This is a genomic window from Pseudonocardia sp. McavD-2-B, assembly GCF_024124365.1.
Lineage (GTDB): Bacteria > Actinomycetota > Actinomycetes > Mycobacteriales > Pseudonocardiaceae > Pseudonocardia > Pseudonocardia alni.
This window is the reverse complement of record NZ_JAMXSG010000026.1, coordinates 1-18,185: the sequence shown is the minus strand read 5'-3', so window position 1 is coordinate 18,185 and position 18,185 is coordinate 1. Positions and strand designations below refer to the sequence as shown.

The window sequence follows — 18,185 nt, the reverse complement described above, 5'->3', positions numbered from 1 at the left end:
GAGCAGCTCACTCCTCTGTTCCACCAAGCCCGATTCACGTTGTCGGACACCGCCGCTGCGCCATGTCGCGCGGTAGTCCGTTTGTCCTATACCGGGAAGAACAGAGCGAGTGGGACCACCCACAGCGCCCGGCACGACCGGGACCGTCCACGAGCGGGGCGGGCACGACGGCCTGGCGGCCGCCGACCCGTGACCGAGCGGCTTCGCCGCGCTGTGTTCACCGGCAGCGCCGGGCCTGATGGTGCGGGCTTGCCCCTCCCGCGTCCAGGGCGCCTGCGGCGTCGCTACGCGACAGCGCTTCGCGCTGCCCTGGACCCGCGAGCCTCTGCAAGCCCTGAGGGCACGCCCCAAGGGGCAGGCGCACGGCCTGCCCCACCTGGGGACGGCCCGGCGCTGACCCCCGCACGGCAGCGGGGCTCGATGACCACGGGGCTTGCGCTACAGCTCCTTACGTTGATCAAGGGCGCTCCGCTGGCGCTACGCGCCGCTGCGCGACCGGCCTACGGCCGGCCCTTGAGTCCGAGCCTCGGAGGCCGTGCGCGCCTGACGGCGCGGTGGCGGACGGGACGCCGCCACCGGGAGGCCGGACCGGCCGACCCTCCTCACCCCTTCTGGAGGCCAGCATGACCGCGATCTTCCTGCCCGGCCCGCCCGTCGTGGACCTGGACGACGACCCCGTCGACCTGGTCGACGTGACCGACCTGGTGTGCCCGGGCTGCGCCGGCCCGGTCGTCGACGCCCCGCCCTCGGGCTGGCCCGCCCGCGCAGGCCGCTGCCCGGACTTCTCCCACCTCGACGGGTCGGTGCTCTGCCCGGACTCGCTGGGTCGGGTCCCGGACCCGGTCGAGGCGGCGTCGCTGCGCTACGGCCTTACCGACGCCGGGGCGACCGCGGCCGTGGACGAGGCGTGCGGGCGGTCGGCGTGAGCGCCCGTCCGTCGCCGGAGTGGGCGGTCCCGGAGCGGGTCGCCGAGCGCGAGGACCTGGACCCGCGGTTGCTGCGTCCGACCGGTCGCACGGACCGGTTGCAGGTGGTGGTCGAGCACTACGTGCCGGGTGCGGGTCGGTGCCCGGGGTGCGGGTGGCCGGTGCTGCGCCGTGAGGAGTGTCCGTCGCGGCAGGTCGCGGTGTGCCTGCTGGACAACCGGCCGTTGCCGGTCCGGCTCGCGCACCTGGCCGACGTCGTGCCCGATCCGCCGCGCCGGCCGCGACAGCGCGGCGGATCGGGACGAGCAGCGCCGGGTCGAGGACGGGTTGCCGGGGTTGTTCGACGCCCCGGCGAGGGCTCCGGAGCGGTGGCAGCCGTGAACAAGCAGCGACAGACGCAGCAGATGGGACGGCCCGGCGACGGGTTCTTGGCGGAAGCACACCGCCGGGCCGCTCTCACCAACCAACAGGAGGTAGGAGAGATGTTCACCGTAGACCCGACGCCCAGCGTCGGCGAGGAGCTGGACTGGCGGGCCGGTGCGGCTTGCCGCGACGTCGACCCGGAGCTGTTCTTCCCGACCCCGATCGACGGTGCCGCCCTGGTGGCGGCGGAGCGGCGGGCGCTGTCGGTGTGCCGAGTGTGCCCGGTCCTGAACGCGTGCCGGTCGTGGGCGATCGTCGAGCAGCCGCACGGCATCGCCGGTGGGCTGACCGAGGACGAGCGCCACCGCGCCCGCCAGACGATGCCCCGCCTGGCCGGGTGCGCCGACGGCCCGGCCGTAGTGCCCGGCCCGTCGCTGCGCACCGACCGAGCCCCGGCCATCGCCGCAGGCCGCACGGCGCTCACCGCCGGAGCCGACCGCGGAGACATCGCCCGTGCCCTGGGCGTGACCCGCCGGACCGTGGACCGCCGGGCCGCCGCCCTCGCCATCTCCGCCGGAGGTGGTCGGTGATGGGCGAGCCGTTCAGGGTGTCGGAGTCCGGGCGGGCCGCCGGTCGGATTCGGGAGCTGGTCCGCCGGATCGCGGTCGAGGTGTTCGGCACGACCGAGACCGAGGTCCCGATTCCCGGGTTCACGGTGTTCACCGACCGCAAGCTCGACGACCCGCTGGCCGGGGTCCGGGCCGCGTTGCTGATGCGCAGCGTCGCGGAGGCTCAGCTCTACGACTACGCCCGCTCCGCCCGTGCGGCCGGGCGGTCGTGGGACGAGATCGGCGCGGTCCTCGGGCTGTCGACCGGCGGGGTGCCGGTGGGGGAGGAGGCGTTCGACTGGCTGGTCTGCGGCCGAGTTCCGGACCCCGAGCGCAAGGGGATCCGGTCGTGGCGCACGCCCTCGGCGTACTGGCGCTGCACCAGCTGCGATGCCCAGGTCACCGACGACGGACCGTTCGAGTCCCACCCCGCCGACAACGAAACCGGCCACACCGACTCCTGCACCCGCCACCAGGCCGACATCGCCGCGTGGAAGCAGCGGACGGGATGGGACGACTAATGAGCATCCTGTTCAGCTCCACCACTCTCGTCCTGGCCGCGTTCGCCGGGGGCGCCCTGCTGGCCTGGGCGCGTGGGGCCCGCGGCCTGGCCGCCGGCCTCGCTGCGATCGCGCTGCTCCCGGCCGCCACGATCGTCACCGCCCTCTCGTGGCCCGCCCTGGTCGCCGTCGCCGGGCTGGCGGTGGTGATCGTGTGGCACCGCTGGACCCGCTCCTCGGCGACCGTGTCGCGGTGGGCGTCCCGGTCCCGGCGCAAGGTCGGGGTCGCGTCCAGTCTGGACATCGTCCGGCACGCCGGAACGTTCGCGGTCCGGCGCCGTACCGGCACCGTCCGCCCGTCGCTGGCCGGGCTGCCCCGGCTCCAGCGGTGGCGGCTCGCGACGACCGAGGCCGCGGTCGAGCTGTGCCGCACCGGTGCGTTGCGGGTGTGGGCGTTGGTCGAGGACGTCGTGATCGTCGTCGGTGGTCCCCGCACCGGTAAGACCGGCTGGCTCGCCGGGCGCGTCCTCGACGCCCCCGGTGCGGCCCTGGTGACATCCACCCGCACCGACCTGCTCGACCTCTGTGCGCCGATCCGGCGCCAGGCCCGCGGGGAAGTGTTCGTGTTCAACCCGGCCGGGCTCGGTGGCCGGGTCTCGACGATCACGTTCGACCCGCTGACCGGCTGTGCCGACCCGGTGACTGCGACCGAGCGAGCGACGGACATGCTCGCTGCCGTCGCCTCCGGCAGTGGTGGGGATCGGGAGTTCTGGGACGGCCAGGCACGGCGCGTGCTGGCCGCGCTGCTGCACGCTGCTGCCCTGGGCGGACGGCGGATGGCCGACGTGCTCGGGTGGGTCGCCGACCCCGACGCGGCCGGCCGCGAGGTCCCCGCTCTGCTGCGGCGGTCGGGGGTGACCGCGTTCGAGCAGGACGCGATGCAGTTCATCACCACCAACGAACGCACCCGTAGCTCGATCACCTCCTCGGTGATGCCCGCTCTCGGCTGGCTGACCCACCCGGCCGCCGCTGCGGCGGCCGAGCCAGGCGCAGGGTTCGACGTCGCCCGCCTCTTGGACGGGCGGGCGACGGTGTTCCTGCTCGGCGCCGAGGAGGCCCAGACCGCACCCCTGGTGTGCGCGCTGACCGGGCACATCGCCCGCGAAGCCCGACGGCTCGCCGCAGGGCAGCCGAAGGGCCGCCTGGACCCGCCGCTCGGACTGTTCCTCGACGAGGCCGCCCTCATCAGCCCCGTCCCGCTGGAGTCCTGGACGGCGGACATGGGTGGTCGGGGTGTGACGATCCTGTGCGCGTTCCAGTCCCGCGCCCAGCTCCTCGCCCGCTGGGGTGAGCACAAGGCCGCCACGATCCTGAACAACACCGCCGCGGTCATGATCTTCGGCGGGACGCGGGACAAGGCGGACCTGGAGTTCTGGTCCACCCTCGCCGGAGAGCGCGACGAGAAGGTCACCACGACCGACGAGCACGGCCGCGTCGCCTCCCGGTCGGTGCGCAAGGTGCCCGTGCTCGCCCCGGCCCAGATCGCCAACCTGCCCGCCGGGCGAGTCGTGGTCATCCGGCGCGGGATCGCCCCAGTGATCGGCCGGACCCGCATGGCGTGGAAGCGGTCCGACGTCCGTCGGCGGGCGCGGCTGATGCGCCGAGTCGAGGCCGAGTCCCGTCGCCACCGGCGCAACGAGGCGGTCCGGGTGTGGGCCGACGCCCAGCTCGAACGCGTCCTGGTGGTGCTCGCCGCGCGCTGGTCTGCCCGGTTCGGGGAGGCGTTGGAGCGGGTGCGGTCGTCGAACCGGATGTTCGCTGAGCTGCGCGCCATCCGCCACGGCGGCGACGACCAGGCCACCGAGGCGACCGCGCTGCACGAACCGTCTCCCGGCGACGGCTCTGGAGGGACGGCGGGCCCGGCAGGGCCTGTTGACGGTGCGGGTGACGGGCGGTGGCAGCGATGAACGACCGCTACGAGCTGTGGACCCCGGCCGAGGCCGTCGACCGGCTCGCGGCCGAGCTGCCCGGCGGGCGGGCCGACGCCGAGCAGGTCATCGCCTCCTACCTGCGTGACGCGACCGGTGTGCATGGTCGTCCGTCGTCGGGGTGGCGGCTCGATGAGTTCGATCTCGACGACGCTCGCGCCCGCTTCGGATGGGTCGACTTCGCGGGCGGGGAGACAGTCGCCGCCGCCCGCGCCCGGGCCGATGCTGCCGCGATCGCGGCGATCCGGGAGGCGCGTGGGACGTCGGCGGTCACCGAGCGGGCCCGCCTGGAAGGGCTGCACTCCGACGTGGAGATGTGGGGCTATCGCGCCCACACGGTCGGGCTCGACGAGCTGACCAACACCACCGCGTGCGATCCGCAGCCCCGGCTGGTGACCGTCGCCCGGGAAGGGCGGGAGCGCTCGCACCACGAGGCCACCGCCGCGCACGACGCCCGCGTTCTGGCCGCCGAAGCCGCGGTCACGGCGGCCGCGCTGGATCACTACGAACCCGCCGACGACGCCGAGCACCAAGACGATGAGGAGGACCGAGTGAACACCCCCGAGGACGGCCACGCCCGCGAGGAGGTGAGCACCGACGAGCGCAGTGACCGGGACCGGGTGCTCTACGAGGGCCCGGGGGCGTTCGCGGGCGGGCTGTGGTTCACCCCCGACCTCGCGGTGGAGGGCGGGGTCCGGTCGCTGACCGAGGCCGAGATGGCACGGGTCTGTGAGCTGGTGCGCCAGACCCAGGCCGACGCCGTCGAGTTGGCCGAGGCCGCGGAGCCGCCCGCGGGGCGGACCCCGTCAGCGGCGGTGGATGTGGACGGGGCGGGGTGGGAGCGGTGATGCCCCCACCCCCGCAGACCCCCGACGGCACCGGGACCGAGGTCGTCGTGGCCGGGCTGGCCCGCGAGGTCGACGTGCTGCGTCGCCGGGTCGACGGCCTGGACCCGCTCACCGCCCGGGTGGACCGGCTCGACGAGATGGCCGCACGGACCGCGGACACGTTGAAGACCGTGGTCGGGCGGAAGGCGAAGCCGCCGGCGCCGTCGTGGCTGCTCGCCCCACCGACGACGGCGAGGTCGCCGGGCTTGTCGAGGAGCTGAGCGCGTGGCTCGGGGCGGTGTTCCTGCGCTACCCCGACGGCGCCTCGGTGCTGCCGGAGTGCTGGCTGTGGCACCCCGACGTGGTCGAGGAGCTGCTGTGGTTGATGCACGCGTGGTTGGCCGCCTACCAGGGCTCCGACGCGTCGGTGGCCGCAGCGGGGGACTGGCACGACCGCCAGCGCCCCGGCGTGACTTCCCGGATCCGTAAGAGCGCGGGGTCGTGCTCGATCGAGGCCCATCAGACCCGCCCCGGCTGGGCGGCCCCCGGTGGGGCGCCGGTGCCGGTGCCGGGGCTGGAGCACGCGTCTGCGATCACCGGGTGGTGGGCGCAGCACCGCGACCAGGCCCCGCCCGAGCCCGCCCCAGCCGTCAGCCCGATCGGGGGTGTCCTCGGATGAGCATCAGCAGCGGCAGCAGTGGTGCGGGTCGGTGGGGTCGGGCCGCGGTGTGGCTTCCGGGCCTGGCCGTCGCCGTCGGCGCCGCGGTCGCGACCGCGCACGGCCTGTTCGAGGTCGCCGTCGCCGCTCGGGTCCCGGTCGCGGTGGCGTGGATCTACCCGCTGATCACCGACGGCCTCGCGCTGGTCGCCTACACCGCGACCGCCCGGCTGCGGGGCGGCGCGGCCCGCTACGCCTGGTTGGTGGTGATCGTCGCCGCCGGGCTGTCGGGTCTGGCGCAAGCGGTGTTCCTGGCCGGGCCCGCCCCGGCCCCCGGGGCGCCGCCGGCGGAGGCGGACGCGGTGCTGCGGTTCGGCGTCGGGGCGTGGCCCGCGATCGCCGCGGCCGTCGTCGCGCACCTGCTCTACCTCTTGGCCGAGACGCCCAGCGACGAGCCAGCGGATGACCGGGTCCGGCCCGAGCCCGAGGGCCCGGTCGGGCCGCCGGTTCGGGCGACCATCACCGTCCCGCCGACCGGCCGGACACTGGTGGAACGCCCGGACACGGTGGAACGCGGGACAGGTGTCCCACCCGCGCTGGACGGCCCGGTGATCCCGGGCCCGCCGCGGCCGGTGTCCCACCCGGCACCCCGTCGGACCGTCCGGCCGGACCGTCCTGCGCCGTCGGTGACGGGCGGGTCGGGTGTGGGCGCGCAGGAGCGCGCCCGCACCGCCGCCCTTACCCACCGCCAGCGCCACGGCGCCCTCCCGACGGTGCGCGAGCTGGAGGAGCTGGCCGATGTCGGCCGGGGAACCGCCGCCCGAGCGCTCCAGCAGCTCCGCGACACCCAGAAGCAGGCCCCGAGCGGCCTGCACCTCGTCCCCGACGAGCCCCAGAACAGGACCCAGCCATGAACCCGAGCAGCCAGACCAGCAGCACCAGCACCGAGACGAGCAGCAACAGCAGCGAGAGCGAGCAGAAGACCAGAACCGAGAACGACTACACCGAACAGACTAAGAACACCCCAAGATCAAGAGACTCACACCGAGGCATCACGATCCGAGGGGGCGGGCCGGCCTCCGGCCGGCCGCGCCGCACCCATGTCCGAACCGACCGCCCCGCGGCCGTCTCCGACGGGTCGGCCCTCGACTTCATGATCGTTTCGGGGTGGTCGGGGTGCTGAGGATCGCCACCGGCTACTCCCCGGACTATCTGCTGAAGGAGGTCGCGACGGGGCGGGAGAACTACTACACCGGCGCTGTCGCCGAGGGGGAGCCCCCGGGGCGCTGGTGGGGCGCCGGGGCCGAGCAGCTCGGCCTCGCCGGGCTGGTCGACGCCCAGGACATGCGCGCGCTCTATGAGCGGTTCCTCGACCCGCGGGACGGCGGGTTCCGGGATGTGTCCCAGTGGGACAGCGTCCCGACGTTGGGACACACCGGACGCAAGTACCTGTCCGAGGACGACCTGTACGCCCAAGCGTTGGAACGGGAGCCGGACGCGGCGGCGGAACGCCGCGCCGAGCTCCGTACCGAAGCGGGCAAGGCGGCCCGGCACAACGTCGCGTTCCTGGACGCCACGTTCTCGGTGCAGAAGTCGGTGACGCTGCTGCACACCGCGTTCGAGGCCCGCGAGGTCGCCGCCCGCCAGGCCGGGGACGAAGCCACCGCCAACGCGTGGGGGGAGTTCCGGCAGGCGGTGGAGGACGCGATCTGGGCGGGCAACAACGCAGCGCTCGCGTACCTGGAGGACAAGGCCGGGTATGCCCGGATCGGGCACCACGGCGGCGCGGCGGGGCGGTGGGTGGACGCGCATGCGTTCACCGTGGCGTCGTTCTTCCAGCACGACTCGCGGGACCGGGACCCGCAGCTGCACATCCACAACGCGGTCCTGAACCGGATCCAGGGCCCTGATGGGTTGTGGCGGACCCTGGACTCTCGCGCGATCCACCGCTGGCGCGCCGGGGCCGGGGCGGTGGGGGAGCGCACTACCGAGGAGCGGCTGGCCGCGACGATCGGGACGCTGGTCGCGACCCGCCCGGACGGGAAGTCCCGCGAGGTCGTCGGCGTCTCCGCGGAGGCGATGTCGCTGGTGTCGAATCGCCGTCATGCGGTGACGGCGAAGGCGGCGGAGCTGATCGAGGCGTTCGAGACCCGCTACGGCCGGGCCCCGAACGGGGTCGAGCGCGACCGGCTGGCCCAGCAGGCCGCCCTCGCGACGCGGGCGGCGAAGTCGCACGACGGGGAGACCCGCGGGGACATGCTGGACCGGGTCGCCGCCCGGTTGCAGGCCGACATCGCCGGCGGGCTGGCCGGGATCGCCGACGCCGCCCTGGCCACCCGCCGCGACGGGGTCGCGCCGCAGGCGTTCAACCCCCAGGCCGTGATCGAGATAGCGCTGGAGGACGTGTCGTCGCGTAAGTCCGGGTGGACCCGTTCGGATCTGGTGCGGGCGGTCAACGCGGCGCTGCCGGACTACCTCGGGGTCCCCGGTGGCGGGGACGTCGCGGTGCTGCTGGACCAGCTCACCGACCACGCGCTGGTCTATGCGATCGCGTTGGAGTCCGAGCGGCCCGGGTCGGTGCTGCTGCCCGATGACCTTCGCGTGGCGAACGGGGAGTCTGCCTATCTCGCGCCGGGTGGGCGGGTCTACTGCACCCCCGAGCAGGTCCGCTCGGAGCGGATCCTGCTCGCCGCCACGCAGGCCCGTGATGGGGCGGCGTTCACCGGTGCGCAGGCGGAGCGGTTCCTGCGCACCCTTCGCAGCGAAGGGCTCGAACTCGGTGTCGACCAGGCCGCCGCCGTGCGCGGGATCCTCACCTCTGGCGCCCGGGTCGAGACCCTCGTCGGCCCGGCCGGAACTGGGAAGTCCTACGTCGTCGGGAACCTCGCCCGCGCCTGGGCCGACCCCGACCTACGCCCGGCCGGTAGCCCGGGTAGTGGGGCTGGGCGGGTGTTCGGTCTGGCGACCAGCCAACGCGCGACCGAGGTCCTGACCGCCGAGGGGCTGACGGCGTCGAACATCGCCCGCTGGCTCGCCACCCAGGACCGTCTCGCCGCCGCCCCGGCCGAGCGCCGGACGGTAGCCGGTGACGAGGCGTGGCGGCTGCGGGAGGGTGACCTGCTGGTGATTGACGAGTCCGGGATGACCGACACCGCCGCCCTCGCCAAGATCCACGCCCGGGCCGACGAGGCCGGGGCGAAGCTGCTGCTGGTCGGGGACCACCGCCAGCTCGCCGCGGTCGGCGCCGGCGGCGGCATGGACCTGCTCGCCACCGCCGGGTCCCGCTACGAACTCGCCGACGCCCGCCGGTTCAGCGCCGGGTGGGAACGTGACGCGTCCCTGCGGCTGCGCGAGGGCGACCAGACCGTGCTCCGCGCCTACCACCAGCAGGGCCGCCTCCTGGACTCCGGCACCCGCAACGACGCTGAAGCCTCCGCGGCGCGGGGCTGGCTGGCCGACCACCTCGCGGGGCGGCGGTCGCTGCTCCTGGTCGACACCAACGAGCAGGCCGCGCGCCTCTCAGCCGAGATTCGGGCCGAGCTGGTCCGCCTCGGCCGCGTCGAGGAAGCAGGGGTGCGGCTGGGGCTAGACGGCACCACCGCCGGGGTCGGCGACCTGGTCGAGGCCCGCCACAACGCCCACCACCTCGCCGGGTTCGAGGGCAACCGGCGCGGCCCGCACAACCGCGACCGCTACCGAATCACCGCCGTCCGCGACGACGGAACCCTGGAAGTCACCACCGACACCCACGGCGACGTCGGATCGGCCCGCGGCCCGGCCGTCGGCGCGCGGATTGTGCTCCCGGCGACCTACGTGGGCGAGCACCTGGCCCTCGGCTACGCCGGGACCACCCACGCCGGGCAGGGCGCCACCGTCGACACCACCCACACCGTCGTCACCCCCACCACCCGCGCGAACTCCCTCTACGTCGGGATGTCCCGCGGCCGCGACCGCAACACCGCCCACGTCACCACACGGATCGCACCCGACGATCCGGCCGACGGCACGCCCGAGCGGCACGAGCTGCACCGCGACCCCGTCGCCGTGCTCGCCTCGATCCTCGACGCCGCCGATCACGCCCTCGACCGGTCGGCGGTGGCGATCGCGACCGAGTCCGCTGAGGAGGTCGAGAGCGCCCGGACCGTGGCCGAGTTGCTCGCCGATGCCGCCCAGCTCGCTGCGACCGAGCGCACCGCGGCCTCGCTGGACCGTCTTGTTCACGACGGGGCGCTGACCGGGGAGCAGCGGGCCCGGATCGCGGCCGAGGACGGCACCGCCGCCCTGACACGGGTCCTGCGTCGCGCCGAGCTGGCCGGGCACGATCCGCACGCCGTACTCGCCGAGGCCGTCGAGCGCGGGCCGCTCGCCGGGGCGCGCAACGTCAGCAACGTCGTCTACTCCCGCATCCGCGACCAGCACCGCCTCGACCCCGTCGGGGAACGCTGGACCGACTGGATCCCCCGCACCGACAACCCCGAGTGGAGCACCTACCTGCACCGCCTCGCCGAGACCGCTGATCAGCGCGCCGATGACCTCGGCACCGCCGCGGCCGCCGAGCCGCCCGCGTGGGCGGTCGAGGCGTTCGGCGACGTCCCGGCCGAGCCGTCGGCCCGGCAGCGGTGGTGCGACGACGTCGGGCGGGTCGCCGCCTACCGCGAGGTCCGCGGCCACAACGACCCGGCCGACGCACTCGGCCCGGCCCCGAAGCCCGGGCAGGTGGAGGAGTTCGCCGCGCACCGGGCTGCCTGGCGGGCACTCGGGCGGCCGGAGATCGACCGCGAGCACCTGGAGCTGTCCAACGGCCAGCTCCGCATCCGCGTCCGCGCCTACGAACGCGAGCTGGCCGCCGCACCCCGCTACGTCGCCAACGAGCTTGCCGGGACCCGCCAGGCCGCGGAGGCGCAGCGTCAGGACGCCGCGGTCACCCGCGCCGCCCTCGACGCCGCCCCCGACACGGCGGAGCGGGAGCGGCTGGCCGAGCGGGCCGCCGGGGCCGAGGCGATGGCGGCGCTGCTGGAGCAGCGGGCCGCGCAGCTCCAGAAGGTCGACGATGCCCGCGGGATGTGGCTCGCTCATACCGCGCAGACCCGGGTGCAGGCGGAGTTGTCCAAAGCCGAGCTGTCCGCACGGGATGCCGCCGACGACCCGGACGACCGGGTTACCGCCGCCGAGTGGAAGGCCGCCCACGACGCCGCGGTCGCCGAGGACGAGAAGTACCGCGAGATTACCGAGGACGACATCCACGACCAGGCTCCCGACGACGGCGACGCCGTCGCCGTCGAGCAGCGCGGCGCCGAGGTGGCGGACAACCGCCGCAACGACGTCCGCGAGATCGCCGCCGTTCGTCCGGAGCCGGTGGGGGAGGACGTGGTGCGGGTGCCGGAGGCGGCCGAGACGACGGATCACCTCGACCACGCCGGCCAGATCCTCGATGAGATCCGCTACCGCGACACCATTGTCGATGACCACGACGAGCGTGCCGCCGAGCTCACCCGCTGGCACGCCGAACAGCGCAGCGGCGTCGACGACGCCGCTGACGGGTTCGACGATCCGGAGCTGGCCGACAGCCGGTGGTGACGGTGGTCGGTGGCGGGGGCTATCCCGCCGCCGACCACCCCTGCACCTCGACCGGTGGCGGGCCCTCGCCCCGCCACGCCCACCGCAGCGTCGCCCGGGCCCCGTCGCCCCAGCCCGGCGCCCGTGCCGCGCGGCTGGGATACAGCTCCTCGAACCGCTGCGCGGCGAGGTACTCCGCCTCGATCAGCTCCTCGTACGCTGACGCTCGAGTGCGGGTCACCGGCGCCTCCGCCGGGTGCGGCCTACCCCACGGCGGCCGATAGATGGCGCACGCCATCCACATGCACGTCGCTACCACCGCCGCCGCATACCAGTCCAGAACACCCCGCTCGGACTGCTCCAACGACCGACGCTCCGCCGCCGCCCACACCGCGACGAACTCGCCGCGGGGCACCCGCAGATTCCCCGCCGGGATCCGTGCTGCCTGCTCAGTAGGCGCCGCCATACGCCTCAGGGTGACAGCAACCACCGACAGTCGGAACTAGCCACACCCGCTGTCTTGCGCGATCTCGGACATGCTGACGACCGTTCGTCGCTTCTGGCTACGCCATTCCACGATTGCACAGCTATGAGGGCTCGACAGCAGCGAGCCTGATCGTAGGTTCTCCGGTATGTCTGAGAGTGCATCCCACGCGCCGCTCCGCGATCTGCTGTGTTCAATGCACGGAAGTGAAACCGCGAGCCTGCCGCTAACAATTCTGGTCGGCAGTTCATTGATCCGAGGTAACGCCGTACCGCGTGCACGATGGACATATGAAAGGTGCGCCCAGATTCAAAACCTGGACGCGGGGGTCGCAGAAGGGAGTGGCATCGAGGAGGCGAAGTCAAGTCTTACTAGAAAGATTGAAGAATCGGCGGAAGGTGCAGTGGATGATGGATCGGTGGCTTATCTCGTAAACGCTGTCGTGCTCCCGCTCGTCTCTCTTCCGGGCGACCAGCTCCTACACCTCGGCTCTGATGCCTGGGCCGTGTCGGTCAATCAGATTGCGGGGTGGACGATCGGGCACGGAGACGCCCCGCCGGATCTAATCGCGTGAACGGCATCAGTGAGTTGGAAGTCAACGTCAAAGAGGTTAGTCCTGATCATGCGTCAGGGGCGTGTCGGTGGGGCTTGGCTTGTATTCTGCGGCCCCATCGATCCTCGAAACTTGGCGAATCTTAGATGCTGCGGATCACTGTAGACAGAAAGCGAACTGCACCCTCGACGCGGGTCTTGATGACACGCAGTTCGGTGACCGCGTAGCGGCCGGCGTCGCCGTGGGTCCCCTTGTTGAAGGCGCCGAACAGGTTCATCACGTCGTCGATGTCGGCGTCGACGAACTCACCGAGGCTCGGATCGTCGGCTCCGTAGAGATCCAAGAGATATCGGATCTTCGAACGCCGAGCGACGCGACCGTCAGGCGTCCGACCGTCCGGATACGCGGTGACCACGGCGCTGTCCGGGGCTTTGAGGTTGATCATCTCGATAAGGATCTCGCGGGCGCTGGTGCAGAAGTGTCGCGCGGCGTCGGGGTTGTCCGTGCTGATCGAGAACAGCGCCCCTCGCCAGCGCTTGTCCAGGTCGTCGGAGACCGAACTCAGCTCGTCGGTCAGTGCGGTGCCCTCGCGTTCGGGCAGGTCGTCAGACGAGTCGCCGAGCAGGGCGTTGGCGACGTGCGCGCTGTTCGCGGTCTCAATCTCTGCGAGGTCGAGAAGCGCCAGTCGGCGCTCGTCCCAGTCCTGGACGCTCGCGCTGTGCTCTACCTCGCGGTAGATTGTGTGCAGCCTGAGCGCGGACGTTCGCGTGACGGTGTATCGGACCGACGTTCGGTGCTGCTGACCACGATTCAGTCGTGCGACCTCCGACTCCAGCCGTCGCCGGTTCGCACGGACCTGCCGGTTGTGGTCGTTGACTGCCTTAGTCGCTTCTCGCTTGAGGCCGTTTTCGATCTTCCGGGTCTGCTTCTGCACTTCGCTCCGGACCTGACGTTCGGCCTTCGCCTGCGCTTGACGCATCTGACTGCGCAGTTGTGACGATGAGATCCGACGTGGTGCCACAAGAGCCTCCCGACTATCGCGACCGATCTTCTGACGCGTAGCTTCAAGACGGCGAGGCCTGGGCCACCCCCGATGACGGTTCGGACCTCGCACCTGTCGCGGCGTCGAAGACCTCCGCTCCCCAGCTGAGTCACCCGTTGTCGCGTGGCTCGTTCTTCAAGGGTGTTCCTGACCTGACGACATGGCAAACGGATCCGCCATGTCGGACGCTGAGTGAACACCGTTCCGGGGTGAACGAACACGATGGAGCGGTAAGTGGCGGAGTCAGGTGAAGAGGAATGTCCCGCAGGTCGGATTCTCGACACCGTCCGTGAGAACACCCCCCGGCAGATCGTCGACGCCGTCATCGACGAGCTCGCTGACGGAGCGCACGACGACGACACGGTTGCTTTCGCCGTCCGCATCCGCACCGAAACGGCGCGGTGACGCGGTCCCGTCGACGCGGGATCTGCCCGATCGAGTCGAGGCGTTGCACCGCGGTCCACGAGCCGGTCTATGAACGGCACAGCACCGGGTACCCGTCGTGCAGGGCGGTCGCGCCGACTAGGGATCGGAAGGTCCGTCCTGTGTGGTTGACGTGGAGGCGGGGTAGCCAACGCGAGCCCGGCGCCCACGGGACACGACGACTTCGCCGCTCGCGCTGAGAAGCGCAACTGCTCTGTGCGCGGTCGCCTCGGCGACCTCGTACCGGCGAGCCAGCTCCTTGATGGTGGGGATGGGTTCGCCGGGCAGGAGCGCGCCGCAGCGGATCGCCGCGCGGATGTCGGCGGCGATCGCCTCGTAAGGGTTCCCTTTGTCGCGCCCGGAGCCGTGTGCAGGAGCGGGGAGCTCGGGAACCGTTGACGCATCCTCGGTCCAAGGGCTGGCGGAGAGCTGAGGAAGGCGAGCGGCGAGCGACCCGGCCGCGCGCTGATCAGCCTCGGCGACCCACGCGCTGTACACGCGGAGCGTCGTCGTACCGCCGCCTCCGTGTCCGAGTCGGCCGGCGACCGTCCGAACATCCACCCCGGCGGCGATCAGCTCGGTCGCCGAGTAGTGCCGGAGCTGGTGGAGGTGCATGCTCCAGCCGAGCCGGGCGCACATCCTCGCGTAGCGCTGCGTCAGCGAGTCGGGCTTGAGCCAGGTCGAGCCGTCGGGCGAGCGTGTGAAGACGAAGCTGTCGGGTCGCAGCTCGACACCGAGCCCGGCCGCGGTCTCGGCTGAGTGACGGAGGTAGGCCTGGAGCAGCGCCAGGGTCTGCGGGTCCACGACGATCCGTCGGCGCTGGTGCGTCTTGGTGGTCTTCTCCCAGGTCCTTGCGCCGACCTGACCGATCGAGGTGCCGATGTCGACGATCCCCGTGGTGAAGTCGATCCGGTCCCAGCGCAGAGCGCAGAGTTCGCCCCGGCGGGCGCCCGTCGTCATCGCGAGCCAGACGAGCATTCCCCAGTGCGGATCGCCCCACGCCTCGTTGGCGATGGCGGCCGCCTGGCTCGCCGTGGGCGGCTGAGGATCCGGTGTCGGTTGGGGAGGCGCCTCGGCCTGACGGACCGGGTTCGTACCGATCCAGCGCCATCGGACAGCGCGGGTGAACGCTCCGTTCAGGACGTTGTGGATCTGCCTCATGTAGGAGGCACCGAGAGGGCGACAGGTGTGCGGTTTGCACCGTCGGTCGCAGTCGTGAGCCCCGGCCGTGTGATGGTCGGTTCCTGCTCGTCGGTCGCAGCGGCGACGGCAGCGCCGCAGCTCGGCGAAGAAGGCGTCGAGCATCTCGCCGTCGATCCGGCCGATCCGCAGCTCTCCTAGGACCGGGCGGATGTAGTTCCGGCACATCGACTCGTAGCCGGCTCTGGTCGACTCCTCGACCTCGACGACGCTCAGGTAGCGGTCGATGAGCTGGTTCACCGTGGCGCTCGTTCGCGGATTCCGACGGTCGTCGACCTCGGCGAGTAGCCGGGTGCGGACCTTCTCCGCTTCCTTGGCCGCGCTCGGACCGGCGGGAACCGTCTCACGAAGGTAGTGGCGCTTGCCGGAGAGCGGGTCGACGCCCGCATAGACACGAACCCGGAACGAGCCGCTGGGAAGTATCTCGACCTCGCCGCGCTGGCGCTTCCGTCGTGCGGGCTGACCGGCCATGGATAGAACCGTAGGAGCAGGCTCGCGCCACGTCTAGCTCCACGGTCTGTCGCCGGAGCGTCGCGATGACGCTCTGACCTGGTGCCCCCGGTTGGATTCGAACCAACGACCTAGAGATTAGAAGGCTCTTGCTCTATCCATCTGAGCTACGAGGGCCGGCCGCCCCGGACCCCGTCCGGTGCGCTCCCACCGTAGCGAGGAGGGCAAGCGATCACGGCTGCGGCACCGTCGTCACGAACCACCCGATCCGGCCCGTGTGCTGGACGGAGTGCCATCCGACCGGTTGAAGCACACGCCGAACGGGCCTCGCCTGCGACGCTGACGGACCGTGACGTCCATACTGTCCCCATGGTGCTGGGACTGCGATCCGCGATCGGGTCGGATGTGGGCCGTCGCCGGACGTCGAACCAGGACTCCGGAGCGACGACCGGCCGACTGCTGATCGTGGCCGACGGGATGGGCGGTCACGCCCACGGCGAGATCGCGAGTGCGACGACGGTGTCGGTGTTCACCGAGCTGGAGGCCCGCCTCCCGCAGGACCTCAGCGACATCGATCTCGCCGCCGAGCTGACCGAGGCGCTCAACGACGCCACGGATCGGCTGGCCCGCCGCGCCGCGGACGAGCCGGAGATGCGGGGGATGGGCACGACCGTCGTCTCGCTGCTCCTCACCGGTGACCAACTCGCGCTCGCCCACATCGGCGACTCGCGCATCTACCTGCTGCGGGGTGGCGAGCTGAGCCGTCTCACGCACGACCACACGATGGTCCAGCAGCTCGTCGACCAGGGCCAGATCACCCTCGAGGAGGCGGCGCACCACCCGCGCCGCTCCGTCCTGATGCGTGCGCTGAGCACCGACCATGCGCCGGACCCGGACCTCGACCGTGTCGACATCCTCGCCGGGGACCGCTATCTGCTCTGCTCGGACGGGGTCACCGCGGTGCTCGACGACGAGGCCCTGCACCGCGAGCTCGCCTCCGGCGCCGAGCCCGACCAGGTCGTCACCCAGCTGATCGCACTCGCCAACGAGGGCGGCGGGCCCGACAACATCACCGCGATCGTCGCCGACGTCGTGGAGATCGACGACGTCGACGCCCCGGGTCAGGACCTGCGGGTCGCCGGGGCCGTCGCCGAGATCGCCACCGCGGACTGACCTTCAACGCCGGGCCACCACCCGCCGCAGCCGCACCGTGCGGACCGCCGAACGGTGCGCGGCGAGTTCCGCCCGGGCCCGCTCCGGCAGATCGGGCGGGTAGACGCCGGCCGCGCACAGCTCGTCCGCCCCCTTCGACGGCTCGACCCCGTCGAGGGTGAAGTCGAGACGGTCGTCGGCGAGTACGGCGAAGTCCGCGGCGGCCGCGAGCCACTCCGGGTGTTCGACGGCCGACCGGTGCCGCCACGCGTCACGCACCGCCTTCCGCAGCGCGCCCCCACCCCAGCCGAACGACCGGGGCGCCGGCACCAGGACCGAGATGAGCCCGTGAGGGGCGAGTACCCGCCGCAGCTCCGCGAAGAGACCGTCGATGTCTCGTAGGTGTGGGAGCAGCATCGGCACGGCGACGCGGTCCACCGACCGCGTCCGCAGCGGGAGCGCCACGGGCGACGACGTGATCCACAGGGGCTCGCTGTCCCCCGCCTCCACCACCAGCCGCCCGGCGACGACGGTCGCCCGGACCCGGCTCGTCGCACCCGGGGTACGGCACCAGGCCGCCGCGGTGAGCTCCGCGCCGGCACGCAGCCGTTGCAGGACGGGCGGGAGGACGTCTCCGTCGGGGTGCACGCGCCGAGTCTCGCGTGCCGACGGACGGCTCCCACGGGGCACCACGACGAACGGCCAACTGCGGACGACGATCGTGATCACCTGCCCCGGCCGGTCCCCGTCGGGGACGAGCCCCCGCCTGCCGACCGCTCGTCGCGTCCGGACGCCGCGGCGGACGGTCGAAAAAATCTTGAAATCAGTTGGCGGGCAGGCGGGCGCGGGACGAACGACGGGTGGAGCGCCGGTTCCGGCCCCCGTCGTGAGCTTCCACTTGCGCGATCGGCGCTGGTCAACCACTATCCGGAGTGAGCTCGTCAGGGCGACCGTTCGTCGCTCGACAGGGTCGGGCTCGACCGTGGTGCCGTGCGGCCCGGAGACGGGTTTGCCCAGGTCAGCGCGGGTTTCCGACCCCGGTTTGACGTGCCCGAATGCCATGCCGTAACTTTCTTCCTGTCAGCGAGTGAGCCGGACAGAACGGGCCCTGAGAGGCCCGGTCAACAGGCCCCGCGGACAACGACCCCCGGTGGTTCGCCGAGTTTCTCGGTGTGGTTGTCTTGGTGGGTCAAGGCGATCCGTCTTCAGGATCCCGCCTCTTTTTCAGGGGGTTGGGTGAGTGCGGTGCGGGTGTCTTTTGAGAACTCAACAGTGTGTCGAGCTATTTTGATTCGGTTTGGCGTTTTGTGCCAAATTGTTTGTTTGGTTGCAGCATTCGATCCCGTCGGGTGTTGTGGCCAGTTGTTTGTTGCAAGTCAGGGTTTTGTTGGAGAGTTTGATCCTGGCTCAGGACGAACGCTGGCGGCGTGCTTAACACATGCAAGTCGAGCGGTA

The 18,185-nt window shown here is 72.1% G+C and carries 15 protein-coding genes, 1 tRNA gene and 1 rRNA gene; 12 read left to right on the top strand and 5 right to left on the bottom strand.

Going from position 1 to position 18,185, the window contains the following annotated elements:
* Nucleotides 1-623 precede the first annotated feature (623 nt).
* From NH602_RS06365 to mobF, 9 genes are all read left to right on the top strand, one after another.
* Nucleotides 624-926 carry a hypothetical protein gene (locus tag NH602_RS06365; RefSeq protein ID WP_253067288.1) on the top strand — a complete coding sequence of 101 codons (303 nt, stop codon included), beginning with the start codon at nt 624-626 and terminating at the stop codon, nt 924-926.
* Between the two features lie 482 nt (nt 927-1,408).
* Nucleotides 1,409-1,879 (top strand): WhiB family transcriptional regulator, encoded by a 471-nt coding sequence (locus tag NH602_RS32165; RefSeq protein ID WP_374210136.1) that lies wholly within the window; start codon nt 1,409-1,411, stop codon nt 1,877-1,879.
* Nucleotides 1,879-2,418, top strand: a complete 540-nt coding sequence (locus NH602_RS06355; RefSeq protein WP_253067287.1) for a hypothetical protein — start codon at nt 1,879-1,881, stop codon at nt 2,416-2,418. Before NH602_RS32165 ends, NH602_RS06355 begins: the two co-directional genes overlap by 1 nt.
* Complete coding sequence (locus NH602_RS06350) at nt 2,418-4,364, top strand: type IV secretory system conjugative DNA transfer family protein (RefSeq protein ID WP_253067286.1); 1,947 nt, start codon at nt 2,418-2,420, stop codon at nt 4,362-4,364. Before NH602_RS06355 ends, NH602_RS06350 begins: the two co-directional genes overlap by 1 nt.
* Nucleotides 4,361-5,233 carry a hypothetical protein gene (locus NH602_RS06345; RefSeq protein WP_253067285.1) on the top strand — a complete coding sequence of 291 codons (873 nt, stop codon included), beginning with the start codon at nt 4,361-4,363 and terminating at the stop codon, nt 5,231-5,233. The genes NH602_RS06350 and NH602_RS06345 overlap by 4 nt, the downstream gene beginning before the upstream one ends.
* On the top strand, nt 5,233-5,493 hold the full coding sequence (locus tag NH602_RS06340) for a hypothetical protein (protein WP_253067284.1): 261 nt from the start codon (nt 5,233-5,235) through the stop codon (nt 5,491-5,493). Before NH602_RS06345 ends, NH602_RS06340 begins: the two co-directional genes overlap by 1 nt.
* The gene (locus NH602_RS06335) at nt 5,439-5,891 is read left to right on the top strand and encodes a hypothetical protein (RefSeq protein WP_253067283.1); all 453 of its coding nucleotides are present in this window, start codon (nt 5,439-5,441) and stop codon (nt 5,889-5,891) included. The genes NH602_RS06340 and NH602_RS06335 overlap by 55 nt, the downstream gene beginning before the upstream one ends.
* On the top strand, nt 5,888-6,784 hold the full coding sequence (locus NH602_RS06330) for a hypothetical protein (protein WP_253067282.1): 897 nt from the start codon (nt 5,888-5,890) through the stop codon (nt 6,782-6,784). Before NH602_RS06335 ends, NH602_RS06330 begins: the two co-directional genes overlap by 4 nt.
* Nucleotides 6,785-7,037: 253 nt before the next feature.
* Nucleotides 7,038-11,447, top strand: a complete 4,410-nt coding sequence (gene mobF / locus NH602_RS06325) for a MobF family relaxase (protein ID WP_253067281.1) — start codon at nt 7,038-7,040, stop codon at nt 11,445-11,447.
* A 19-nt stretch (nt 11,448-11,466) separates the two neighbouring features.
* Here mobF and NH602_RS06320 read toward each other — a convergent pair whose 3' ends face one another.
* Nucleotides 11,467-11,667, bottom strand: a complete 201-nt coding sequence (locus tag NH602_RS06320; RefSeq protein ID WP_253067280.1) for a hypothetical protein — start codon at nt 11,665-11,667, stop codon at nt 11,467-11,469.
* A 938-nt stretch (nt 11,668-12,605) separates the two neighbouring features.
* Nucleotides 12,606-13,397 (bottom strand): hypothetical protein, encoded by a 792-nt coding sequence (locus tag NH602_RS06315; protein ID WP_253067279.1) that lies wholly within the window; start codon nt 13,395-13,397, stop codon nt 12,606-12,608.
* Nucleotides 13,398-13,739: 342 nt separating this feature from the next.
* Here NH602_RS06315 and NH602_RS06310 point away from each other — a divergent pair, with 342 nt between their 5' ends.
* The gene (locus NH602_RS06310; protein ID WP_253067278.1) at nt 13,740-13,910 is read left to right on the top strand and encodes a hypothetical protein; all 171 of its coding nucleotides are present in this window, start codon (nt 13,740-13,742) and stop codon (nt 13,908-13,910) included.
* 117 nt (nt 13,911-14,027) lie between these two features.
* On the opposite strand, the gene NH602_RS06305 is transcribed toward NH602_RS06310, so the two are convergent.
* Both NH602_RS06305 and NH602_RS06300 read right to left on the bottom strand, forming a co-directional pair.
* Nucleotides 14,028-15,599, bottom strand: coding sequence for a tyrosine-type recombinase/integrase (locus NH602_RS06305; RefSeq protein WP_253067277.1), 1,572 nt, complete (start codon nt 15,597-15,599; stop codon nt 14,028-14,030).
* Nucleotides 15,600-15,678: 79 nt separating this feature from the next.
* Nucleotides 15,679-15,755, bottom strand: a tRNA-Arg gene (locus tag NH602_RS06300).
* Nucleotides 15,756-15,947: 192 nt separating this feature from the next.
* On the opposite strand from NH602_RS06300, the gene NH602_RS06295 reads away from it, so the two are divergent.
* The gene (locus NH602_RS06295; protein WP_253067276.1) at nt 15,948-16,751 is read left to right on the top strand and encodes a PP2C family serine/threonine-protein phosphatase; all 804 of its coding nucleotides are present in this window, start codon (nt 15,948-15,950) and stop codon (nt 16,749-16,751) included.
* A 3-nt stretch (nt 16,752-16,754) separates the two neighbouring features.
* Here NH602_RS06295 and NH602_RS31810 read toward each other — a convergent pair whose 3' ends face one another.
* Nucleotides 16,755-17,378, bottom strand: coding sequence for a methyltransferase domain-containing protein (locus tag NH602_RS31810; RefSeq protein ID WP_253067275.1), 624 nt, complete (start codon nt 17,376-17,378; stop codon nt 16,755-16,757).
* A gap of 736 nt (nt 17,379-18,114) precedes the next feature.
* Between NH602_RS31810 and NH602_RS06285 the strand changes: the two genes are divergently transcribed.
* Nucleotides 18,115-18,185 (top strand): 16S ribosomal RNA (locus NH602_RS06285); the annotation flags it as partial.